General features: G+C 38.9%; 25 protein-coding genes. 16 read left to right on the forward strand and 9 right to left on the reverse strand.

The window, feature by feature from the left end:
* Nucleotides 1-130: 130 nt before the first annotated feature.
* The 3 genes from F565_RS0105340 to F565_RS0105355 all read right to left on the reverse strand — a co-directional run bounded on the left by F565_RS0105340 (nt 131) and on the right by F565_RS0105355 (nt 3,775).
* Complete coding sequence (locus tag F565_RS0105340; protein ID WP_020212171.1) at nt 131-583, reverse strand: OsmC family protein; 453 nt, start codon at nt 581-583, stop codon at nt 131-133.
* Nucleotides 584-1,171: 588 nt separating this feature from the next.
* Nucleotides 1,172-2,212 (reverse strand): alpha/beta fold hydrolase, encoded by a 1,041-nt coding sequence (locus F565_RS0105350; RefSeq protein WP_020212173.1) that lies wholly within the window; start codon nt 2,210-2,212, stop codon nt 1,172-1,174.
* Nucleotides 2,213-2,482: 270 nt separating this feature from the next.
* Nucleotides 2,483-3,775 carry an O-acetylhomoserine aminocarboxypropyltransferase/cysteine synthase family protein gene (locus F565_RS0105355; RefSeq protein ID WP_020212174.1) on the reverse strand — a complete coding sequence of 431 codons (1,293 nt, stop codon included), beginning with the start codon at nt 3,773-3,775 and terminating at the stop codon, nt 2,483-2,485.
* Nucleotides 3,776-4,766: 991 nt separating this feature from the next.
* Between F565_RS0105355 and metK the strand changes: the two genes are divergently transcribed.
* A complete protein-coding gene (gene metK / locus F565_RS0105365) occupies nt 4,767-6,017 on the forward strand; it encodes a methionine adenosyltransferase (RefSeq protein ID WP_020212176.1) in 1,251 nt (416 codons plus the stop codon).
* 120 nt (nt 6,018-6,137) lie between these two features.
* On the opposite strand, the gene F565_RS0105370 is transcribed toward metK, so the two are convergent.
* Together F565_RS0105370 and F565_RS0105375 are read right to left on the reverse strand one after the other, a co-directional pair.
* A complete protein-coding gene (locus F565_RS0105370; protein WP_020212177.1) occupies nt 6,138-6,365 on the reverse strand; it encodes a hypothetical protein in 228 nt (75 codons plus the stop codon).
* Nucleotides 6,366-6,557: 192 nt separating this feature from the next.
* A complete protein-coding gene (locus tag F565_RS0105375; RefSeq protein ID WP_154652537.1) occupies nt 6,558-6,794 on the reverse strand; it encodes a hypothetical protein in 237 nt (78 codons plus the stop codon).
* Nucleotides 6,795-7,147: 353 nt separating this feature from the next.
* Here F565_RS0105375 and F565_RS0105380 point away from each other — a divergent pair, with 353 nt between their 5' ends.
* Both F565_RS0105380 and F565_RS0105385 read left to right on the forward strand, forming a co-directional pair.
* The gene (locus F565_RS0105380) at nt 7,148-7,936 is read left to right on the forward strand and encodes a hypothetical protein (protein ID WP_020212179.1); all 789 of its coding nucleotides are present in this window, start codon (nt 7,148-7,150) and stop codon (nt 7,934-7,936) included.
* The gene (locus tag F565_RS0105385) at nt 7,936-8,550 is read left to right on the forward strand and encodes a deoxynucleoside kinase (RefSeq protein ID WP_020212180.1); all 615 of its coding nucleotides are present in this window, start codon (nt 7,936-7,938) and stop codon (nt 8,548-8,550) included. The genes F565_RS0105380 and F565_RS0105385 overlap by 1 nt, the downstream gene beginning before the upstream one ends.
* Nucleotides 8,551-8,691: 141 nt before the next feature.
* Here the strand turns inward: F565_RS0105385 and F565_RS0105390 are convergent, their stop codons facing one another.
* The 4 genes from F565_RS0105390 to F565_RS0105405 form a co-directional block, all read right to left on the reverse strand.
* The gene (locus F565_RS0105390) at nt 8,692-9,108 is read right to left on the reverse strand and encodes a hypothetical protein (protein ID WP_020212181.1); all 417 of its coding nucleotides are present in this window, start codon (nt 9,106-9,108) and stop codon (nt 8,692-8,694) included.
* A 108-nt stretch (nt 9,109-9,216) separates the two neighbouring features.
* On the reverse strand, nt 9,217-9,741 hold the full coding sequence (locus F565_RS0105395) for an inorganic diphosphatase (RefSeq protein WP_020212182.1): 525 nt from the start codon (nt 9,739-9,741) through the stop codon (nt 9,217-9,219).
* Between the two features lie 162 nt (nt 9,742-9,903).
* Complete coding sequence (locus tag F565_RS0105400; protein ID WP_020212183.1) at nt 9,904-12,399, reverse strand: DUF5686 and carboxypeptidase-like regulatory domain-containing protein; 2,496 nt, start codon at nt 12,397-12,399, stop codon at nt 9,904-9,906.
* A 66-nt stretch (nt 12,400-12,465) separates the two neighbouring features.
* Nucleotides 12,466-13,443: a pyruvate dehydrogenase complex E1 component subunit beta gene (locus tag F565_RS0105405; protein ID WP_020212184.1), complete on the reverse strand. Its 978-nt coding sequence runs from the start codon at nt 13,441-13,443 to the stop codon at nt 12,466-12,468.
* 273 nt (nt 13,444-13,716) lie between these two features.
* On the opposite strand from F565_RS0105405, the gene F565_RS0105410 reads away from it, so the two are divergent.
* The 13 genes from F565_RS0105410 to porT all read left to right on the forward strand — a co-directional run bounded on the left by F565_RS0105410 (nt 13,717) and on the right by porT (nt 24,056).
* Nucleotides 13,717-14,463, forward strand: a complete 747-nt coding sequence (locus tag F565_RS0105410) for an electron transfer flavoprotein subunit beta/FixA family protein (protein WP_020212185.1) — start codon at nt 13,717-13,719, stop codon at nt 14,461-14,463.
* Nucleotides 14,464-14,554: 91 nt separating this feature from the next.
* Nucleotides 14,555-15,523, forward strand: a complete 969-nt coding sequence (locus tag F565_RS0105415) for an electron transfer flavoprotein subunit alpha/FixB family protein (RefSeq protein WP_020212186.1) — start codon at nt 14,555-14,557, stop codon at nt 15,521-15,523.
* A 96-nt stretch (nt 15,524-15,619) separates the two neighbouring features.
* Nucleotides 15,620-16,243 carry a bifunctional nuclease family protein gene (locus tag F565_RS0105425; RefSeq protein WP_020212187.1) on the forward strand — a complete coding sequence of 208 codons (624 nt, stop codon included), beginning with the start codon at nt 15,620-15,622 and terminating at the stop codon, nt 16,241-16,243.
* A 237-nt stretch (nt 16,244-16,480) separates the two neighbouring features.
* Nucleotides 16,481-17,305, forward strand: a complete 825-nt coding sequence (locus tag F565_RS0105430) for a thymidylate synthase (RefSeq protein WP_020212188.1) — start codon at nt 16,481-16,483, stop codon at nt 17,303-17,305.
* A gap of 13 nt (nt 17,306-17,318) precedes the next feature.
* A complete protein-coding gene (locus F565_RS0105435; RefSeq protein ID WP_020212189.1) occupies nt 17,319-18,119 on the forward strand; it encodes a hypothetical protein in 801 nt (266 codons plus the stop codon).
* 25 nt (nt 18,120-18,144) lie between these two features.
* Complete coding sequence (locus F565_RS0105440) at nt 18,145-18,951, forward strand: hypothetical protein (protein WP_020212190.1); 807 nt, start codon at nt 18,145-18,147, stop codon at nt 18,949-18,951.
* 161 nt (nt 18,952-19,112) lie between these two features.
* Complete coding sequence (locus F565_RS0105445; RefSeq protein ID WP_020212191.1) at nt 19,113-19,463, forward strand: 2TM domain-containing protein; 351 nt, start codon at nt 19,113-19,115, stop codon at nt 19,461-19,463.
* Nucleotides 19,463-19,951: a dihydrofolate reductase gene (locus tag F565_RS0105450; RefSeq protein ID WP_020212192.1), complete on the forward strand. Its 489-nt coding sequence runs from the start codon at nt 19,463-19,465 to the stop codon at nt 19,949-19,951. Before F565_RS0105445 ends, F565_RS0105450 begins: the two co-directional genes overlap by 1 nt.
* A 9-nt stretch (nt 19,952-19,960) precedes the next feature.
* On the forward strand, nt 19,961-20,542 hold the full coding sequence (locus tag F565_RS0105455; RefSeq protein ID WP_020212193.1) for a hypothetical protein: 582 nt from the start codon (nt 19,961-19,963) through the stop codon (nt 20,540-20,542).
* A gap of 38 nt (nt 20,543-20,580) precedes the next feature.
* Nucleotides 20,581-21,027 carry a hypothetical protein gene (locus F565_RS0105460; RefSeq protein WP_020212194.1) on the forward strand — a complete coding sequence of 149 codons (447 nt, stop codon included), beginning with the start codon at nt 20,581-20,583 and terminating at the stop codon, nt 21,025-21,027.
* 38 nt (nt 21,028-21,065) lie between these two features.
* Entirely contained in the window at nt 21,066-22,541 is a 1,476-nt protein-coding gene (locus tag F565_RS0105465) for a WG repeat-containing protein (protein ID WP_020212195.1), read from the forward strand.
* 68 nt (nt 22,542-22,609) lie between these two features.
* Nucleotides 22,610-23,338: a bifunctional demethylmenaquinone methyltransferase/2-methoxy-6-polyprenyl-1,4-benzoquinol methylase UbiE gene (gene ubiE / locus F565_RS0105470; RefSeq protein WP_020212196.1), complete on the forward strand. Its 729-nt coding sequence runs from the start codon at nt 22,610-22,612 to the stop codon at nt 23,336-23,338.
* 1 nt (nt 23,339) lies between these two features.
* Nucleotides 23,340-24,056 carry a type IX secretion/gliding motility protein PorT/SprT gene (gene porT / locus F565_RS0105475; protein WP_020212197.1) on the forward strand — a complete coding sequence of 239 codons (717 nt, stop codon included), beginning with the start codon at nt 23,340-23,342 and terminating at the stop codon, nt 24,054-24,056.
* The last annotated feature ends 5 nt before the right edge of the window (nt 24,057-24,061 follow it).

A 24,061-nucleotide genomic window follows, 5' to 3' on the forward strand; every position in this document is an offset into this window, starting at 1 on the left:
CCTCCGGAACTGAACTGCTCTTATAGTATATACTGCGCCCGGCTTTTAGTTCCGGAGGAACGGCATGTTTATAGAAAAGGGTAAAGCTAATGAGCTTGAGCTCCGGAGGAGCAGTATATAGTATCACAAACTAATTAACCGCCGTATATTCTTTAAACAAATTAAGCTTAACCGGTGTGTTGTTAACAAGATTATCATATAACGGGCTCCTGAAACGCACTTCCTTCATCCACCGTTGCAACGTTTCCAGCGGGGCAGCGGCAGCAGGTTTTAGTACAATTTCTATACTGTTAAACCCCGGCCTTACCTTTCCTGATATTCCCGAAACCACATCTGTATTAAGGCTGCCTGTAATTTCTATTTGCAGCGACTTAAGGTTTATACCCAGCTCTGCGGCTACCAGCTGGCCAAGCGCATTAATACAGCCTGCAAATCCTGCAAGGATATATTCGTATGGGCTGGCAATGCCGGGTACAGCGGCCTGTGCATTTTGGTTTATCCTTAAATCTGTATTAAGGGTTTTTACTACAAACTGGCTGTTGTTGCCCGTATAGCCTAATACGTTGATGGATTGTGGTTTCATGGTGTGCTTTTTTAATGGTTGATGATGATTGAACTGGCCCGAAATAAAAAAAGGCCTCTTTAGTATGTTACCAAAAAGACCTTTGTATCTAAATATAAAATAAGATTACGTTGCCCGTTTTGGTAATGGTGTATGCATATACTGCACCTGCATCCACGATGAACAGATACACTTGCAAATTGTATTATTATTTACAGCCTTAGTTTTCATATTTTATGTAATATCTTTATAATAGTAACAAAAAAGCCCCTGCTTATTGCAGGGGCCTTGATCTATATGTTGATAAATTTTAAAATCAAACAATAGCAGCCCCTGCGGAAGGTTTCCACATCGAAATGACACATTGTGAGTAATTAAATTTCATAATTCCTTTATTCTGAATAACAAACTTCAACATAATTTTTGGGATAAGCAACTATTTGTAAATAAATTTTATCGTAGTATGGCATCATTTCGCAAAGCTTGGTATTAAGCGCCCCTATTTTAAGATTTATGAAATTTATAGCGTTATTTACACCAAGATTCACAAAGACGGCACAAAGTTTCGCAAAGATTTTTTTTTAAGATTACATAAATTTCAGCTGGATTTTAAACTTCAGCTTTTATGCTTTGTGTTTCTTTGCGCCTTCTTTGCGTGTCTTTGTGAAATTTTTTCGAATTTTCATCTGACTGAAATACCGGTGCCAGTATCTCTGCAAGCTGCTCCCACTCTATTAAAAAAGCATCATGCCCATGAACAGATTTTATTTCGTTATAATACACCTCATTGCCATTTTGCTTAAGAGCCTCATAGGTTTTGCGGGTTTCATCTGCTGTAAAAAGCAAATCGGTATCTACAGCCACTATGTGTATGGCTGCTGTTATGGTTTTTGCTACGGCCTCAAAGCTACCGTCCTTTGCCATGTTAATAGTTTTTAGCAAATGGTTCATAAGCTTGTAAGCAGACAATGTAAAACGTTCTTCTAAATTTTTGCCATGCTTGGTAAGCCAGTGTTCTACGGCAAAAGCATTATTTATATAAGTGTTATTAAACCTGCCCTGTAATGATTGTGGCGTGCGGTATAGCAGTATAGCATGCAGGCGCGCATCGGCAATGGGGTTAACAGAGTTGTTTAATATCCTGTCCTGAACCAGCGTGTTAGCAACAACCCAGTCGGTAGCTTTCCAGTCGGTAGCCACAGGTATTAAATTGGCTACTTTTTCAGGTTCTAAAGCAGCCATCTCCCAGGCAATGCCACCGCCCAGGCTTCCGCCAATTATAGTATGCAGTTGCAATATGCCCAATTGTTGTAAACCGAGCCAAAAAAACCGGGCAACATCTTGAGCTGTAAAGTCTTTATAATTATATATAAGGTTATCTGCATTATCATCAAAACCATTACCGGGAATATTAAAGGCTATAACCGTAAAATAGTTGGTATCAATTGTTTTCTCTTCGCCTACCAGCGTATTCCACCAGCCATTATAACCACCCACATTAGAGTTACCCGTAAGGGCATGGTTAACTAATACCACCGGTGCATTACCAATTACCGGCCCAAAAAACTGGTAACTAAGCACAACATCTGTAAGCGTTTTACCGCTCTGCAGGTTCCATTGAGGTATGACAATTTTAAGGAGATTTTCCATAGCAAAATGATTAAAAAAACTGTCCCGGCTGAGTTAGTTAGAGTACCGGAACAGTTTTACAAACAAACCAAAACACATTTATTATTTTTATTATTACTCAAGTGAGTAACGTTATATTTTCACCACATAGATACATAGGCTTTGTTGAGCAAGAGATTTTATAGACACCCCTGGTATAACATAGTTAAAAACTATGTAAACTATTTTAGGCTTTATCATCTGGTTTAATATGCCCGAATAGTCTTATGTTTCTATGTGGTAAAATTTTATTTAAACCGTAACAGGGCTTTTAATATTTGCAAACACTGCCTGCAAATCGGCTTTAAGGTCTTCTATATCTTCTATGCCCACAGACAGGCGAACCAGGTCTTTAAATACTCCTGTTGCTTCCTGCTGCTCATTATTTAACTGCTGGTGTGTGGTACTTGCCGGGTGGATGATTAGCGATTTTGTGTCGCCTATGTTTGCCAGTAAGGAGAACAACTTAGTCTGGTCAGCAATTTTCTTTGCCGCTTCATAGCCGCCTTTATGACCAAAGGTTATAAGCCCGCTTTGGCCTTTTGGCAAATATTCTTTAGCCAGTGCATTATATTTGCTGGATGCAAGCCCGGGATAATTTACCCACGCCACATCTTCATGATTTTCGAGCCATTGTGCCAGTGCCAGTGCATTGCTGCTGTGTTTTTCTATACGCACCTGCAATGTTTCGAGTCCCTGTATGGTCTGGAATGCGTTAAAGGGGCTTAGTGCCGCACCAAAATCGCGCAGGCCTTCTATACGTGCTTTGGCAATAAAGGCTGCGGGGCCAAGCGCTTCATGGTATACTAAACCGTGGTATCCGGCAGATGGCTCTGTAAACTCCGGGAACTTGCCACTGCTCCAGTCAAATTTTCCGGCATCTATAATCGCGCCGCCCAGCGAGGTTCCGTTACCGGTAATGTATTTTGTAAGCGAATGGATAACAATATCTGCACCATGCGCTATAGGGTTAAGCAGATAAGGCGTAGGCACGGTATTATCTACAATAAAAGGAACTTTAAACGCTTGGGCTTCCGCCGAAATTCCTTTAAGGTCAAGAATATCCAACTTGGGGTTGCCTAAAGATTCGGCAAAGAACAAACGGGTATTTTCCTGTGCAGCTTTGGTAAAGTTAGCCGGGTCAGACGGGTCTACAAACGTGGTTGTAATACCCAATCGCGGTAAGGTTACATTAAACAAATTGTAAGTGCCGCCATACAGGCTGTTAGAAGATACTATGTGATCGCCTGCTTTTAGCAGCACAAGCAATGCCGTGGTTAGTGCCGATGTACCCGATGCGGTAACCACTGCGCCTATTCCGCCTTCAAGGGCTGCAAGGCGCTGTTCTAAAACATCGTTTGTTGGATTATTAAGGCGGGTGTAAATATAGCCGGGCTCTGCAAGGCCAAAAAGGTTAGCCGCATGCTCTGCATTATTAAAAACGTATGATGTTGTCTGGTAAATAGGCACGGCTCGTGTTCCTCCATTTTTTGTAACATCGTGTCCTGCGTGTAGTGCTGCTGTAGAAAATTGTTGTGTGCTCATGATAGTAGATTTTTAAAGATTTTATTAGAATTTGAACGAACTAAGATTTAACAGAAAATAAAAAAGCCCTCCTGGCATTGGTACCAAAAGGGCTTTACAGTATTTGAACTATAAACTAAAAGATGTGACTCTTTCGCTTTTGGCTACGGGGTAAGGTTGCGCACATGCACACCATACAACACATTACCATTTTATTTGAAGCGAATTTTGTCATTTTTATATTTTTTATCATCCTTAACCCCTCCCGCTGTAGGGAGGGGTGGCAGAACGAACACTAAGAATCATTTTTTTATAAACCAAAAAAAAAGCCTCCCGTTGTGCGGAAGGCTTTTGCGTATATTTTAAAAACTTAAAATTAGGCAATAGCGCTATCCGCGGAAGAGTCCGGCATGATACAACACATATTGCAGATAATAAATTTCATTTTGTTCAGTTTTTCTGTTTAGCAAACTTCTTAACTTATTTTTAATTTACCAAATAAAATTCAAAACTTTAACAAATTTATTTTAAGCACCAATTTTAAAAAAACATGCCCGTGCCACAGGTTTGCAATTTTTAACAATAAGCGTACAGGTAATAGCGCACCCATAAATATTATCATTTGTAAAATTTGCAGGCTATTAATTATAAGGCTGCAGATGGTATTATACCCTTTTAAACAATTTGCATTCCCCAACTTAAACATCGGATTCAGTAAAAATTAATTTACAATAATTTTTTCTAATAATAACTTTAATGTAGCATTGGGCAAAATATAAAAAAGGCTGCAGGCATTGTTAAAATAAAAAAAACAGCGATGCACAATAATATAAAAGCATTAAAAAGTGGTTGTATTTTTTTTATTCCAATAAGGTTTTATACATTTGCACCGAAATAATTAGAGGAAAGATTTGTACTGATTGCAACCTCATTAAAAAATGCTAAAGCAGGACTTCCCTCCCCTTTAGCTGTTGCAAGCGCTTTTCCCTACTAAATTAATAGACTATATACTATGGCATATTTATTTACGTCAGAATCAGTGAGCGAAGGACATCCTGACAAAATTGCTGACCAGATTTCCGATGCACTTATCGACAACTTCCTTGCGTTCGACCCGGAGAGCAAAGTAGCCTGCGAAACGCTTGTTACCACAGGCCAGGTAATTCTTGCAGGAGAGGTAAAATCTAAAATTTATCTTGATGTACAATCTATAGCACGCGAGGTAATCCGCAAAATAGGTTATACCAAGAGCGAATATATGTTTGAGGCTAACTCTTGTGGTGTACTTTCTGCCATACACGAGCAGTCTCAGGACATTAACCAGGGTGTAGACCGCCACACTAAAGAAGAACAGGGTGCCGGCGACCAGGGTATGATGTTTGGGTATGCTACTAACGAAACCGAAGACTATATGCCGCTTGCGCTAAACCTTAGCCATAAACTGCTACAGGAACTGGCTGCACTTAGGCGTGAAAACAACGAAATTACTTACCTGCGCCCTGATGCTAAAAGTCAGGTAACGCTGGAGTATGACGATAACAATAAGCCGGTGCGCATTGATGCTATTGTGGTTTCTACACAGCATGATGATTTTGATGAGGAGCCTGCTATGCTTGCTAAAATTAAAAAAGATATTATAGAGATATTAGTACCCAGGGTAGTAAAAAACAACCCTGCTTATGCTCACCTCTTTAACGATAGCATAGAGTACCACATAAACCCTACAGGTAAGTTTGTTATAGGCGGGCCTCACGGCGATACAGGCCTTACAGGCCGTAAAATTATTGTAGATACTTATGGTGGTAAAGGTGCTCACGGTGGTGGAGCTTTCTCTGGTAAAGACCCAAGTAAAGTAGATCGTAGTGCTGCTTATGCTACTCGCCACATTGCTAAAAACCTTGTTGCTGCCGGCATTGCAGACGAAATACTTGTGCAGGTATCTTATGCCATTGGTGTTGCAAAACCTATGGGTGTTTACATTAACACGTATGGCACAAGCAAACTAAACCTTACCGATGGTGAAATTGCTAAAAAGGTAGAAGCCCTGTTTGACCTTCGCCCGTACTTTATAGAGCAACGCCTTAAACTGCGTAACCCTATATACAGCGAAACTGCTGCTTACGGACACATGGGCCGCAAGCCGGAAACTGTTATAAAAACTTTTACTGCCCCTAATGGCGAAACTAAAACACTGGAAGTGGAATTGTTTACATGGGAAAAACTTGACTATGTAGATAAAGTAAAAGCTGCCTTTGCATTGTAATTTACAGATAGATATATACAAAAAAAAGGAACATCATAACGGTGTTCCTTTTTTATTGACTCTTAAAAACAAAAGGGACTGTGATGAACAGTCCCTTTTGTTTTATGCATTTAGATGTATCTATTCGGCATCTAAAAATATCGATTTAAAGGCTTCATTAAGCTTCTCTTTAATATCGTTTGGCATATCGTTTTTAGGAAAAAGGAGTGCGGGCAGGTCATCATTAGACTTACCTATCATGTAAACCCTCGACATAGTTTTTCCCCTGAAATATTCCATGTTATCAACCCTGATTTGTTCTACAAGTGAGCCGAAAGACTCTTTTTTAAGCTGATAATCACTCGCCATATTTTCTCTTTGTATTATTGTTACGGCAAAGATAGGTCTTTTCTATAGAAAATCCCAGTAAATACAAGCACCTGCTATAGTAATTATAAGGTTTAACATTATTAAGGATATGTTAAAAGTATATTCTAATTTACAATAGCGATCATGAAAGTCTGATCATACAGTAGTGTGCGAAAAATAACGATAAGATTATTACATATCCATCCAGCCTAATGCTGTAAATCCAAAATACATACTAACAAATAACAATACTGCTGTTATAACCGACAACACGAGAAATTTCTTTGGGTCGATATTTTTTTTATAATCAGTAACCATTATCCTGTAAACAGTAGCCATTATAGACATTGATGTAATACTGAAAATGATAAGCACTATAATGAGGTCCTTAAAACTCTTTATAAAGCTGAACACAATAATGGGAGTCAAAAAAAACATATTTATAATTGGCAACTTTTTTAAAAAGTAATCAAGCTTAGGATAGGCTGTATTTTGCATACCGTAAAAATAGTAAAATTTATATGCCCAATATGCCGTGACTAAAACTAAATAAAATACCGTGCCGAAAATAATAAGTAACCTTGGCTGTACATTGTAGCGAGATATTCTATATAAGTCGCAAAACTGTGTGAATGTATATATTGAGTATACTAAGCACTAAGGTAATGCCTTTCATCTCGCCTCAAAGCATAACACACAAAACAGCAAGGATCGTCTACAAAAAATACATTTTTTACGGCGGAATACTAAAGCCACAGTATTTTTTTTACATTTACAACAGCATGAAAAAAACACTACTCTTACTTTTCTTATTTTGTTTTACTGCACAGGCACAGGAAATTGGCATTCCTGTAAAATTTATGCAAAGCAGCAAGAACCCGCCGCAGCGCTACATAGGCACCGATGCCTTTGGGTGGGAATATACCATTGCCAATAACGAGTTCAGGAAAACGAAAGACGGAAAATCTGTTAAATACCAAAACGTGGGCCTGGGAGAGATTTACAGGGTAGACATCCAGAACCCATTGCAGATCGTTTTATTTTACAGAAAATTTAATAGCGTGGTACTGCTGGATAACCAGCTTAACCAAACGGCTACCATAAACTTTAGCGCGCTCCCTACAGAACTTATTGCAGAGGCAGCTTCGTTAGCATCGCAAAACCGGTTATGGATCTATGATATTACCACACAGCAAATAGGGCTGTATGACCCGATGCGCAACAACTTCCGTACGCTTACCCCACCTTTTAACGATGGCATAAAATATTACCAGAGCGACTATAATTATTTTTACTGGATAGATAACGCAGGTAAATGCTTTACAGTAAACCTTTTTGGCAAAGTTACCGCACTGGGCAGCGTACCTGCCTTTGACCAGGCACAAATACTATCTGCCACACAAATTTTATACAGTAAAGACAACAGCCTGTACCTGTACGACCTGCCCGCTAAAACCCGAAAGTTTGTGCAGATTAACGAAAAAAGCTTTGCCTCTTTTTACTACGCCTCCCAAATTTTATCTATTTTTACGGAAAGCGAAATCATTCAATATAAAATTACTTTTAACTAATGCATATAGCTGTTGCAGGAAATATTGGCGCCGGGAAAACAACTCTTACCGGTTTGCTTGCCAAACATTTTAAATGGGAACCCCACTATGAGGATGTTGTAGACAACCCTTATCTTGACGATTTTTACCACCAGATGGAACGATGGTCTTTTAACCTGCAAATTTACTTTTTAAATACCCGCCTTAGCCAGATACTACAGTTTCGCGAAAGCGGAAAGAAGATTATCCAGGACCGTACCATATATGAGGATGCCCATATATTTGCCCCTAACCTGCATGCTATGGGGCTTATGGCTAACCGTGACTACGAAAACTACAAATCGCTTTTTGAGCTTATGGAGGGTTTTGTGGGCGCGCCAGATTTACTTATTTACCTGCGAAGCTCTATCCCCAATCTCGTAGGGCATATACACAAGCGTGGACGCGATTATGAGAACTCTATATCTATAGATTACCTTAGCCGCCTTAATGAGCGCTACGAAGCCTGGATACAGAATTATGATAAGGGCAAGCTGCTTATTATTGATGTGGATAAAAACAATTTTGTAGATAATCCCGAAGACCTGGGCGATATCATTAACCGTATTAACGCAGAGTTGCACGGGTTGTTTTAATTTGTTTCAGGTTTAAAGTTTATAGTTTTTTGAAAGTTGACTGCCCGTAATATCTGTAGAGATGCATTGAATGCGTCTTACAATAAAATCAACAGTAACTAATTTCCTATTCCACATACGCAGGACGCATTCCATGCGTCTCTACTTTTTAAACTCTTTTATTTTTGCATCAACTTCTGCACGGGTACCTGTAAATGTTTTTTCTTCGGTAACAATTTCACCATTATCTCCTCTTGTAGATGTGGTCACGGTAGCCGTTACATTGCCTTTACCATCAATTACCTTATGTACATCGGTAGTCTTGCCATCTATGCGAGTTACCACTACCGATTGCTGCTCACGTTCGGCACCGGCAACTTCTGCGGGGGTTTCCGGGGTTTTATTGCTACAGCTCACAAGAAAAATTGTAAGGATAGCCAGCAACCCTATCATTACCCAGTTAATGGGTTTTCTTTCAGGATGAAAGCCCTGCCTAAGCAGCAACAGCCTTTTAACGCCAAGGGTAACAAACCCAACGACAGATAATATTAGCAGTACAATAAGATATTTAGATGCCATAATTTTAAACGTATCCGGTTAAGAAAATAAAACCAAATGTAAATGTAATAAAAAAAGCAACACCTGTTTTACCAGATATTGCTTTATATTTTATAATGCGGGTAGTTATTATATAGTAAACAACTCTTCCGGTTTATCTTCAAGAGCTTCAAAACGGGCAGTACACTCTTCTATAAGCTGGTAAGCTTTAGCAGCATCGCCCCATCCTTTTACCTCAACAGTTTTGTTCTCAAGGTCTTTATACACACGGAAAAAGTGCTCTACTTCTTTAATAAAGTGAACGTTAAGATCGCTTAAGTCGTTCATTTTACAAGCAATAGGATCAGATACCGGTACGCAGATAATTTTCTCATCTTCGCCTTTATCATCAGCCATATAAAATACGCCAATAGGCTTAACCTCAACTACACAACCGGGAAAAGATGGCTCTGTAAACCAAACAAGCACATCTAAAGGGTCTCCGTCAAGAGCAAGTGTTTCAGGGATAAAACCGTAATCAGCAGGGTACATCATAGACGAATATAGCATCCTGTCAAAACGTATCCTTTTTAATTTAAAATCATATTCATATTTATTCCTGCTACCCCTTGGTATCTCTATAAGAACATCAAATGTTTTTTTCTCTGAAGACATTGTAATAGTTTTTTGTTATGGTGCAAAAATAGTATAAAAATAATACGATACAAATGTTAAAAGCCTAAAACATAAGCCCGGGCACTTCTTAACAATTATTTAAACCCACTACAACGATGTAACAGGTGTTGTTTTTACACTAACTGCTTTACTGTAATAATTTTAGAAGAAAAACCCGAAAGATGCCTTAACCGTAAACTTACTTGCTCCCGGCATGCTAAGGTAATTACCCCTCCATGCGGCATCTATGCGCAATACTTTAAATATATTACCCACACCGGCGTGGTATTCCCAGTAAATATCTTCGGGAGAGCGGTACACAAGGTTACTTGCATTAAGGTCTATATTTTTTTGTGATACATTACCATAAATACCTTTAATACCTATAATTTCGCGAAGGTTAAGATTTCTAAGCCCCGGAATACGCGAGAAAAGCCTTCCGTTAAAATTATGTTCTAAGTGTACAGATACATATTCGTCGGTAACAAACTCGTAGTAGTCTAACAGGTTGTAGGTGTTCTCGATCAGGAAGTAAGATTGGTTACCCGGTACAACACCCATTAGCCCAAGAGGTACAGTGCCAAATATCTTACCGGCTTCAAACGTTGTGAACAACCTCCCGAAACCACCCACAAGTACCGGCTGGCGGTAGTAGAACTGTAACTTCTGGTAATCGAAATCGCTACCAAAGATGCCTTTTATACCCTGCGAGTAATTAAGGAACAGGCGGGCATAGTTATAATCAACATCACTTCGTTCTACGCCATAGCCTATAGTCCTGCGCTTAGGTGTATAATCTATCATAAAGCCATACTCATATTGCTTTGTAAACCCATTGGTACCCTTGCTGTGGTCTAATGGGTCTAACCAGTAGTCGAGGCTGAACAATTGCGGATCGGCCGATTTAAGTGTACGGTAATTAAAACTGGTCCTTAAAACGAGGTTTTTAACCGGCTCTATTTCGGCAGAGAACGTACTAAAATTAATAGACGTTAACTGGTTATTGCTTCCGCTGGAAAATAATGATGATGATGCAAAGCTTCGCCCAAGAACGTCGTTAGTAGCCGTTAGGCTTACCCCTATTTGCTCTATGTCGCGGCGGTTACCACCGGCAAGTATTATACGGTTCTTTTTATCTACCATCCACTTGCCCGATATACCATACTTAAACTGGTTATCTTTAAAACCGTAAGCCGTGTAGCCCTCTATCCTCCATGGGTCGTTTTGTCCAAAGTAGGTTCGCCCGCCGGTACGTAGCCTTAGCCCTTCTATCACATTATAGCCTACGGTACTAAATATAGGGCCGTAATCAAAATGGTCCATCTGGTAATAGCCGCTACTAAGCGTACCCACAAGGGTGTACATCCGCTTAAACTTAGGCACGGTCTTTAGGGTGTCGAGCATTTTGTAAACTCCCTTCTCATCTTTATTTAAAGATTCAAAGCGGTTCTCGTCCCAAAATTCGTCGCTCTTGCCGTATATGGACTCATCATTAAAGTTTACATCGGCGGCATAAAACTCCTCCGGTTTCTTTTTATCAAAAACATAATCACGGAAAAGCGTGGTACGCTTACCATAAACCCCTTTAGATGTTTCTTTTTTGTTAAGCGCAAAGTCGCTCATCATGTGGTCGCGCTTAAGCAGGAACACCGAGTCGTTAAGCACATCAAAATCCTGCTCTATATAAATATCCTTAACCCAGTTAATGTTAGCACTTTTACTGGCACTCATTGCTATTTTTTTAATGGCAAAGGTGGTATCGTTTACCCAAAAGTTACCCTTAAAGGTAAGTTCGCCCTTACGCCTTGGGTAAAACACAATGTTGTAGCACCATTTATTCTCTATATAAGAACTATCGGCAAGTACATAGTTATATACGTTAATACCCGTGCGCGATAACGGGCTTACAAAGTCTTTGTCAAAAAACTTAAGGTAGTTGTTATAAATGTCGTATTGAGCATATAGGTCTTTTATAAAGGCCAGTATTTGCTGGTTGTTATCAAACCCCGATGTTTTGTTGGCAGATACCTTTTCCTTCTTTTTACTGGCTACATTATCACCATAAACCTTGCTAAGCGCTTCGTTTATAAAAATAGGCAGGTAGGTCTTACCCGTAACGTTTGATGTATCTACCTGGTCAAAAATAAACTCCATGCCCTTAAACAGCCTGCTCTTCATCATAGCGCTGTCTACCGTATTAAGGTCAAACTCTACCTTTTCATACTTATCATACTCATATTGCTTAAACATGTTAAGGCCGTTCTTGCGACGGCGTTCCCATATTTTGCGGAGTATATCTATGGCCGGGTTATTTTTTTTAGAGGTCTTACCACTGTAAAGCACCACTTCCTTAAGCTCGTTGGCTTCGGCAAGAGTAACTTTCATGTTATAATTCACGTTTTTTTCCAGGTGAACTTCCTTTGGGGCGAAGCCTACAAAGGTTATGGTAAGGTCTGTATAAGTATTTTTAGACTCCAGGTAATATTTACCGTTCTCATCGGTAATAGTACCTTCGTTAGTGCCTTTAAAGTAGACATTAACGTATGGTAAAGGCTGATTAGCATTATCATACACTACTCCGCTAACCTTAGTTTGGGCAAGCGCAGCAATGGTAAAAATAAAAAATGCGCCTAAGGCAAACAGTAACTTTCTTTTCATATACCCTATAAAACAAAAAACTTCATCATTTAGTATGATGAAGTTTCAAATATAGTCAGAAATTTGTTACTTGTACATAACTTTTTTCACCGCTTTAACAACATCGCCTGCATTTGGCAACCATTCTTTCAACAGAACAGGAGAATAAGGCGCAGGGGTATCTGCAGTAGTGATTCTTTGTATAGGTGCATCAAGGAAATCAAACGCCCTCTCCTGCACTATGTAAGTAATTTCAGACGATATACTACCAAAAGGCCATGCCTCTTCCAGTATTACAAGCCTGTTTGTTTTTTTAACAGAGTTGATGATGGTATCATGGTCCATAGGGCGTATTGTCCTAAGGTCGATAACCTCACAGCTTATACCTTCTTTAGCAAGCTCATCGGCAGCAATAAAGGCTTCTTTAAGTATTTTACCAAAAGATACAATGGTAACATCAGTACCTTCGCGCTTAACATCGGCAACACCTATAGGAATAGTATACTCTCCATCAGGCACTTCGCCTTTGTCGCCATACATTTGCTCAGACTCCATGAAGATAACCGGGTCGTTATCGCGGATAGCTGATTTTAACAAACCTTTACAGTCGTAAACGTTAGACGGTACAACCACCTTTAATCCCGGAGTGTTAGCATACCAGTTCTCGAAAGCCTGAGAGTGCGTAGCACCAAGTTGTCCTGCAGAAGCAGTAGGCCCGCGGAAAACGATAGGGCAGTTAAACTGGCCTGCGCTCATCTGGCGGATTTTTGCAGCATTGTTTATTATCTGGTCTATACCCACAAGGGCAAAGTTAAATGTCATAAATTCTACAATAGGCCTGTTACCATTCATGGCACTACCTACTGCTATACCGGCAAAACCAAGCTCGGCAATTGGGGTGTCTATAACCCTTTTTGGGCCAAACTCGTCAAGCATGCCTTTAGATGCTTTGTAGGCACCGTTGTATTCAGCAACTTCTTCACCCATTAAATATATAGCTTCGTCACGGCGCATTTCTTCGCTCATGGCTTCGCAAACAGCTTCCCTAAATTGTATAGTTCTCATGTAATTATATTTCACGTATTAAATGAATGGCAAAAATAAAAATTTAAAGTCATTATTAAAGCCTTATGCCCAAATAAATCTTCTTTTAGCTTAAAAGCCAAAAACCCATTAAAATTCGCAATTAAACGCATTTAAAACCTGTATTATTATTGTAATTTAATTTTTTAGATTAAATTTTTCAAAAAAGCGCATTTAATATGCGTGCATAATATTTTATTTAAATAAATTTGTTAACTTCGCTATATCGATATCAAACCTTATAATCTTATAATAATGAAAATATTAGTCTGCATCAGCCATGTGCCTGATACTACTGCAAAAATTAACTTTACCAACGGCGATACAGAGTTTGATGCCAATGGTGTACAATTTGTAATTAACCCTAACGACGAGTTTGGCCTTACGCGCGCCATCTGGTTTAAAGAACAGGCGGGTGCTACCGTTACTGTGGTAAACGTGGGCGGCCCTGATGCCGAAGCTACGTTGCGCAAAGCCCTTGCTATAGGTGCCGATGAAGCTATTCGCGTAAACGCTACCCCTATAGACGGATTTTTTGTTGCCAAACAACTTGCCGAAGTGGTAAAAACCGGAGGTTACGACCTTGTTATTGCAGGTAAAGAATCGTTAGACTATAACGGTGCCATGGTTCCCGGTATGCTTGCGGGCCTTACAGGTTACGACTTTGTAAACGGCTGCATTAAGCTTGATGTTACCGGCAGCGATGTTACTGCTGTGCGCGAAATAGATGGTGGTAAAGAAACTATCAGTGCAAAACTACCCCTTGTTATAGCAGGGCAAAAAGGCCTTGTTGAAGAAAAAGACTTAAGGATACCTAACATGCGCGGTATTATGCAGGCACGTACAAAAGCCCTTACTATACTGGAGCCTGTTGCTGCAAATGCTACCACAAAAGCAGTTAAGTTTGAGAAACCGGCGCCAAAATCGGCGGTGAAACTTATTAGCCCTGATAATCTGGACGAACTGGTAAACCTGCTGCATAACGAAGCTAAAGTAATTTAAAGAGATGATTTGATCATTTGGTTATTCGGTTATTTGACCGTGCAATTATCAAATTAACAAATCCACGAATTAACAAATAAACAGAAAAGACATGTCCATACTTATATATGCTGAATCAGCAGAAGGTAAATTTAAAAAAACAGCGTTTGAGCTTGCATCTTACGCCAAAAAAATAGCTGCAGAGACCGGTACAACCGTAACCGCAGTAACCATTAATATTAGCGATGCTTCTGCCCTTGCCGCTTATGGTGTAGACAAAGCACTTAACGTAAATACAGATAAGCTTAAGGCATTTAACGCTAAGGCGTATGCCGATGTTATTAAACAGGCAGCTGTAAAAGAGTCGTCTAAATTTGTATTGTTCTCATCTAATACAGATAGTCTTTACATAGCACCGCTTGTAGCTGTGGGCCTTGAGGCCGGTTATGCAAGCAACGTGGTGGGGCTGCCACAAAGCATCTCACCATTACAGGTAAAAAGGCATGCGTTCTCTAACAAGGCATTTACCGTTACAGAAATTACGACCGATGTTAAGGTTCTTGCCATTGGTAAAAACTCTTTCGGCCTTGTAGAGTCGGCTTCAAGCCTTGCACAGGAAGATTTTGCACCATCACTTAATGATAACGACTTTACCGTAAAAGTAGAATCGTCTGAAAAAGTTACGGGCAAAGTGACAATTGCCGATGCTGAAATTGTAGTATCCGGAGGACGCGGACTTAAAGGTCCTGAAAACTGGGGTATGCTGGAAGACCTTGCTTCGGCACTTGGTGCAGCAACAGCCTGTTCTAAACCGGTATCAGACCTTGGCTGGAGGCCTCACAGCGAGCACGTGGGCCAGACAGGTAAGCCTGTTGCGGCTAACCTTTATATTGCCTTAGGCATATCGGGAGCTATACAGCATATTGCCGGTATTAACTCCAGCAAAGTAAAAGTGGTAATAAACTCAGACGCTGATGCGCCTTTCTTTAAAGTAGCCGACTATGGCGTGGTAGGCGACGTATTTGATATCGTTCCTAAACTGACCGAAAAAATAAAAGCCTTTAAAGCACAGAACTCATAATTTATTTTTAAATTGTGCCCACAAAAGGGCTATCGGGAAGCGGATAGTTATATCTTTGCCCGATAGCCTTTTTTGCATTTTTAGGACACACCAAACATGAGCTTAGTAAAACTAAATATTAAGGGGATTTCGTATAGCCAGACACAAAACGGAGCATACGCCCTGATACTTAATGAAGTAGATGGCGAACGTAAATTACCCATCGTTATAGGGGCTTTTGAGGCCCAGTCTATTGCTATTGCATTAGAAAAAGAAATAAAGCCGCCAAGGCCGCTTACGCACGACCTTTTTAAAAATTTTGCCGACCGTTTTGATATTGTCGTTAAGCAGGTTATCATCCACAAGCTGGTAGATGGCGTGTTCTTTTCGAGCATTATTTGCGAACGCGACAAGATAGAAGAGATTATAGATGCCCGTACCAGCGATGCCATTGCACTGGCACTGCGTTTTAGCGCACCTATATTTACCTATAAAAATATACTCGATAAAGCAGGTATTTATCTTAAAATAAACCCGGAGCAAAACGAAGACGGCATACCTAACGATGATGACGTGCTGTCTGCACCGCAAACCTTTGGAGCCGAAACAACGGTATCCGGCGAAGGTTACTCGCAATACAACCTTATGGAACTGCACGAGCAACTGGAAGGTGCCGTACAAAATGAGGACTATGAGCTTGCAGCAAAAATCAGGGACGAAATCTCTAAGAGGGAATCATAAAAGTTAATTTGGTATATGTTGATTTGGTTATTTGTAACGTAACTCCTCCGAATTAACAACCAACATACAACTAAATAATTACAAAATATAGAACAGCCATCCTCAAAAGGGATGGTTGATTTCTTTGTGGATAACCCATACTATACAACACATCGAAAATTACATTATTGTGTATCTTTGTAACGTAATCGGCTATAACAAATAACCGCATTACCAGATAAACAAAACCACATTACAATGAAACAATATTTAGATTTAGTAAAGCATGTTTTAGAAACCGGCGCACAAAAAGGCGACCGCACGGGCACGGGCACCAAAAGTGTTTTTGGCTACCAGATGCGTTTTGACCTAAGCGAGGGTTTCCCGCTGGTTACTACTAAAAAGCTGCACTTAAAATCTATTATTTATGAGCTGCTATGGTTTCTTAATGGCGATACGAATATTAAATACCTTAACGATAACGGCGTAAAGATTTGGGACGAGTGGGCCGATGAGAATGGTAACCTGGGTCCGGTTTATGGCGCACAGTGGCGCAACTGGGACGGCCGCGAGATAGACCAGATAACCGAGCTTATAGACACGCTTAAAACCAACCCTAACAGCCGCCGTATGCTGGTTAGCGCATGGAACCCAAGGGTTTTGCCGGATACTACACAATCGTTTGCCGATAATGTTGCCGAAGGTAAAGTGGCGCTCCCTCCCTGCCATGCTTTCTTTCAGTTTTATGTGAGCGATGGTAAACTATCATGCCAGTTATACCAGCGTAGTGCCGATATATTTTTGGGCGTGCCGTTTAACATAGCCTCTTATGCATTGTTTACCATGATGATAGCGCAAGTATGCGGTTATGAACCTGGCGATTTCATCCACACCTTTGGCGATGCCCATATTTACAACAACCACATGGAGCAGCTGGAGCTTCAGCTAAGCCGCGAGCCTAAGCCGTTGCCTAAAATGGTACTGAATCCTGATGTTAAAAATATCTTCGACTTTAAATTTGAAGATTTTACTTTAGAAAATTACGAACCGCACCCGCATATTAAAGGCGCTGTAGCGGTGTAATCCTTAATTGTATATGAAAAACATTTTAATTGCCATTCTATTTATGGCAAGTGCCGTTGCTATGGCTCAAAAAAAACCTCTACAACAGGCAGTTTTTCAAGAGTGTTTAAACCGTGAATTTACATCAAAATGCACTACAGACAGATTTAAAAGCGATATTACCAATCTCATTTCTAAAGAAATTACTGATGATATTAGTAATAACCTCAGAGCCGACTTTTTTACAGTTTCCATTATTTTACTTATAGACGAAAACGGCAGGATGATATCTGAGGAAACAGACATTTTGTGCGAATACTTACCCTTAAAAACAGCAATTGCGAATTATTTAAAATCAATACAGCTGCAACCTAAAAGCAACGAAAAAAAAGACCAAAGAAGTGTATTTACACTTAATTATACATTTGTTTTTAGCCCCATAGATAAAAAATACTATGCGGCATCAGCCGGGGAGCTTTACACCAAAAAAATTATTACCAAATATCTTCCGCCTGATTCTAATCCTGTATTTCCGGGTTGCACAGATATAGACCACGATAAAGAAAGCGAATGTACACAGGAAAAATTATCCCGCTTTTTCAGCAAAAAATTACTTTTACCGTCGGGAATTAGTTCAACAATAACTGTTGGGATTTTTATAACCGTAGATACAAATGGCGAAGTAACCGTTAACCGCATAATAGGCGGTAATGAAGACATACAAGAAGAAGTTATGCACGCAGCACTCAGGCTACCAAAACTTATACCTGCAAAAGCAAGGGGTATCCCCGTAGAATTTACAGGAATAATCCCCTTATATATTAATACAAAATAGGTTAATATACCTTAAATTACAAAATATGAAATACCATTATATAGTACAATTTTTACTCTTACCTTTTATCGTTCAGCCGCAGGGCAAACCTATTGTAAATGCAATTATGCAACAATGCCAAACAGCCGAATTGCCTGAAAAATGTACTGAACAATTACTTGAACAACAAATTGTAAACCTCATTAATGATGATTTGATAAGCGATTTACCCGAAAAAAACAGAGGTTACTATTTTTCTATTTCTGCATTTTTTATGTCAGATTACGCAGGGAAAGTTATACCAGATCAGATAGAAGTTCGGTCTGAAAGCAGCAAACTAAAGTCTGCTATAATTGAATATGTTAGCAATCTCCCTGCGTTTATTCCTAAAGCTACAAGTATCAAAGAACGAAGAAGTATACATCTTGTTAACTGTACTTTTCTTGCCAATCCTGATAAACACAATTATTACATTGCCAACAATAAGGAAATGGCACAACAAAAAATCTTACCCAATTATATAACTTATGATGCGGCTGCACTTTATGGCAGCTGTGGCAATGCAGGTAATTTTACCGCACAGTTGGAATGTACAGCAGACAACGTTTTTAAATACCTTAAAAAAAATTATAAAAAACCCTCTTTTGACAGGGACCTATATATAAATTTAGGCATGATGATACTGGTTGACAGCGACGGCAAATTACATATAGAAAGTTTTTTGGGAAGCTCTCCTGATGCTTACGAAAAGGAAGCAAAAAGGGTAATAAACACCCTGCCTAACTTAGAACCTGCACGTATAAATGGAATCCCTGCACCGGTTCGATTTTTAATTAATTACCGAATAAGGTAACGTGATTAATTTATGTTACCATAAAGTACCTGATCTGTCTAAAGCAAAAAGCTATAGCTGTTATTGTCTTTGACAATAATTGTGAGTGTTTACTAAAATAAAGCTAAACGTTAAAAAACACTGCAAAAATTTGTTACCTTTAGTATCGCAAATTACGATTTATGGAAAAGAACCAACAAGAACTATTTGAATATGCACGCAAACGGGTAAAGCAAAAAAAGCGCGTTTACCTGCATTTTATCTTGTTTTTTGTGAGCAGTATTTTCTTTTATATCATTAATAAAATTCTCGACGTAGACCCACAGGACGATTGGTACTTATGGGCTATAACCGCCTGGGCCTTTATATTTATATTGCATTTCATGAAGATCTTTGTGGTAGAAAGCTTTATTAATAAAGCCTGGGAACGCGACCAGATAGAAATGCTTGTGGCCCGCCAGGAACGCCGTATAGACCAGCTTGAAAAAAAGTACGAAAAAGAAAATCCCTCTACCCCTACCTCTACATTATAATGACCATTACCCTTATAGCCGCCGCCGCAGAGAACAACGCACTGGGCAAAGACAACCAGATGATATGGCGCCTGCCGGACGATTTTAAACGTTTTAAACAACTTACAACAGGTCACCACATTATAATGGGGCGCAAAACGTTAGAAAGTATGGATGGGCCATTACCCAACCGTACTAATGTGGTTATTACCCGCCAGAAAGATTATACCCACGAGGGCTGCACCATTGTAAACAGCCTTGACGATGCCCTCGCTGCCTGCCCGCAAAACGAAGAAATTTTTATAATAGGCGGTGGCGAAATTTACAAGCAAAGCATTGCCAAAGCCGATAAAATTGAACTAACCCGCGTACTTGGAATTTCTCCCGAAGCGGATGCTTATTTCCCCGAAATTAACCCTGCCGAATGGAACCTTACTGAAAGTGTTTTTCATGGTAAAGATGAAAAGCATAGTTTAGAGTTTGTGTTTGAGACCTGGGTGAGGAAGTAAAAAATTCAAATGAGTTTAGAGATTAATGTATATTGTAAAGAGCTTTCGGATGATTTGATTCCGAAAATTATTGAGCGTCTTAGCGATTACGAAATAGTTGTTGAAATTCATCCCGATTTTTCATTTAAAGACCAAAAGGGATTTTTGCCGTTTAAATTCAGATTGACCAACCAACCACTTGCAATTTTAAAAGATAAAGAGCTTAAAAGTGGCTTTGAATTATATATTGAAGATTTTGACCTACAGACTGAAATCAATCAGCTTACTTGTAAACCTAAACTGCTCGACAGGATATTAGGTAAAAAGCCCGAGGGCATGTCATTTGCAAACCCTGAAATAGATGCCCATTTAAAAGATTGCAAAAAGCTGCTTACATTTAGGTGGGGCACTGCTGACAGTTTTGAATTTAGGTTCGCAGTATTAACCAGCACCATAATTACCGAACTTACAAATGGTATTTACACTTATCCTGCTAATGATATTTGGTTAGCTAATAAAACAATAATTGACAATGTTTATAAAGATGTAAAAGATTATGAACAAACAATTAATGAAGAAAATATAAGGTTTCATCTATTTAATGGATGGTAATAATTATTAAAAAAGGGGAATGGGAAGTGCAGTAAAATATGAAAAACAAGAAATATCAGTTAACAATTATTATTTTAAGTCTTATTTTTTTTGCAATCGCCTTAACTCAAAACGCTATTACAAGAGAGTTTTGTGATATCCGCGAACAGCAATCTTCGTTAGATTTTTTCTTCATGGGAAGTACTGCAATTTTAGGAGGAGGATTATTAGAATGGATCATTTGGCTGGCAAACCCGATATGTTTATTTGCCATGCTCGATTTATGGAAAGGCAAAGAAAGAGCTATCATAAAATGTGGGATTGCTTTAACGTTGGCTATTTCATTTGCATTCTGGAAAAATATTTTAGGGTCAGAAAGTGGCAGTATGGCAACTGTTGTATCATTACAGACCGGTTATTACTTATGGGTAATGAGTATAATTGTATTAACTGCGGGAACATTTTATTACTTTAAAACAGGAAAGTTCACCGAAAAAACAACATAGTACCAGTAATTTCGTTAGTTTATCTCAACCTACGCTATATGAAACACTTACACTTTATAATTCTGTTTATATCTCTCGCAGTAAACGCACAGGATTTTGACAAAATAAAGGATAGCGTTAAAAACAAGTATGAGTATATAGGTTACAACCCTAAATATGCCATGGCTGAAGCGCGAACTAAAAAAGGCAAATACACATTGCTTAATAGCAAGGGCAAAGAACTTTTTCCTCCTAAATATGATCATATCTATATTACACCCACCGGCTGGCTACAGACAACCATAAAAATAGCTAAATCGTACAAACGGGGCTATATAAACAAAGATGGATCTCAACGTATACCCATTATTTATGATGATGTTTATTTATTTGATGATAATACCATAAGGGCAACATTAAATTCTAAAATTGGTATACTGGACACTCTTGGCAATACTGTCATTCCCCTAAAATATGATGAGATTACTCATGCAGCACCAAACTATTATTTCATTAAGAGCAAGGGTTTATATGCTCTTTATCATCACAACACAGCTGTTACAAATTTTATTTATAAAGAAGTTTCGGGTTTTACATTTGACAATGTACCTGTTATAATGCAGGATAATACTGCTACAGTTATAGATACATCAGGCAGAATATTGTTTACCCCAATTAGAGGCCATAAGATTATCAGGCTCTTTAAAGAGTATGGTATAATTAAAAATAATAAATCTGAAAAATATGGTATTATAGATTTAAAAGGTATAATTAAACTACCCTGTAAATACACATATATTGAGCTTGCCGGAAACAATTTTATTGTTACTATCGGCAAATATTCAGGTGTTGCAAATCTTTCTGACAAATTGATAATACCCATAGAATTCGATAACATTTTAGAACGGAATAATGGTTTGTTCCTTGTCCTGAAAAACAATAAATGGGGCGTAATAAACTCTGAGGGTATTGAAGTACTCAATATCAAATATAAAAAAACAAGCATTTATAAAGACAAATACATATTAGCCACAAACGAATCCGACAAGACTGGCATTTTTGATTTAACAGGTAATACTGTCCTCCCATTCACTTACAAGTTTTATAGTTTGGTTCATAATACAGCCATTTGTTCAGATGGATTACATTGCTACTGGTTGTACTTCCAAAATTCTAAACCATCATTCATTTCTTTATTTGAGGATGCAGACAGCTTTAAAGATTACGGTATTTTTGATTACGAGCAAAATGGGTATCATATTTTTAAAAAGGGAGGGAAATACGGATTAGTTTATCTGCTAAGGAAAAACATCACTGTAGCCGCAATATATGATGATATTAGCCCAATATATGCTACCTCAGAATATATTATGAAATATGACGGGAAATACGGAATTATAAATGCTCACAACGAAATAATAGAACCGCTTATTTATGATGAAATTATTCTTAAAAAAGAATCGATAGTATTAAAGAGTAAAGGAAATAAAGACAAAGTTAAAGAATTAAATTACAATGGACTTTCGGAAGATTAGCTGTGTGTATTTAATTATAACCTCACATTAACAAAACTTATTTTATCTTTGTTGCGTAAATTAGTGTAATGTCGCAAAATATAACTCCCTATAAAGATTCCGGCCTGGGTAAAAAAGAACAGGTGGCCCAAATGTTTGATACCATAAGCGGTAATTATGACGGTTTAAACCGTGTAATGACCTTTGGTATTGATATTAAATGGCGCAAAAAAGTGCTTGACCTTGTTGCTGCAAAAAACCCCGATACCATACTTGATATTGCTACCGGCACGGGCGACCTTGCCATATTAATGTCGGCTACCGGTGCCAAAGAAATTATTGGTGCCGATATTAGCGAGGGCATGATGGAAGTAGGCCGCAAAAAAGTGACCGAAAAAAACCTTGATGGCCGTGTGCAGCTGGTGTATGGCGACAGCGAGAAGCTTCCTTTTGCCGATAATTACTTTGATGCGGTTACCGTTGCCTTTGGTATCCGTAATTTTGAAACGCTCGAAAAAGGCCTTGCCGAAATACTGCGCGTGCTAAAACCGGGCGGTATATTTGTAATATTAGAAACATCTGTACCTACAAAATTCCCTTTTAAACAGGGCTATAAACTACACAGTTACCTGCTGCCGATTATTGGCAGGCTGTTCTCTAAAGACAAAGAAGCCTATGTTTACCTTAGCGAATCGGCCTCTCTTTTTCCTTATGGAGAAAAACTGAACAATATTTTACGTAAAATTGGGTTTATAGAGGTTAAAGATATGCCGCAAACCTTTGGTGCAGCTACCATTTATTCGGCTTCAAAACAATAAAATGAGGAAAATTCTTATTTACATATTCCTGCTGTGTGGCCTTTTTGCCCATGCACAGTTTGGCACCAACGTTTTTGGTAAAGACCCTATTACAAATCTCGAAAATTTTGATAAGCAGCGTGTACACTGGGGTTATTTCCTGGGCTTTAACAGTTACGATTTTAAATTTGACTATAAGACCAACCCTGGTGTAGACATTAAGACTAAAACCACTACGGGCTTTAATGTGGGCCTTGTGGGTAACCTGCGCCTTTTTGAATATTTAGACCTTCGTTTTGAGCCGGGCTTATATTACACACAGCGCGACCTTACTTTTTCCGGGCCGGGCCTTATAGAACCTTCTGACAGGTTAAGGCAGGTAAAATCTACTTACATACATTTTCCGCTATTGCTAAAATTTTCTTCTAAACGTACCGGTAACGTGCGCCCTTACCTCCTCGCAGGTGTTTCGCGCACGCTAAATTTTGACAGTAACCAAAAGGTTATGGATGATAATATTACAGGGCAGGTTTTCAGGATGAAACAGTGGACAAACAACTACGAGCTGGGTGCAGGTATAGATATTTACTTCGAATATTTTAAATTTTCGCCATCCATCCGCGGGGTATTTGGCCTTGAAGACGAACTTATTAGGGACAACACCCCTAACAGCGCTTACACGGGTAATGTAGCCTCTATGAAAACAAGGGGTGTTTTTATCAACTTTACATTCCACTAAATTCC

Source organism: Flavobacterium rivuli WB 3.3-2 = DSM 21788 (genome assembly GCF_000378485.1).
Taxonomy (GTDB): domain Bacteria; phylum Bacteroidota; class Bacteroidia; order Flavobacteriales; family Flavobacteriaceae; genus Flavobacterium; species Flavobacterium rivuli.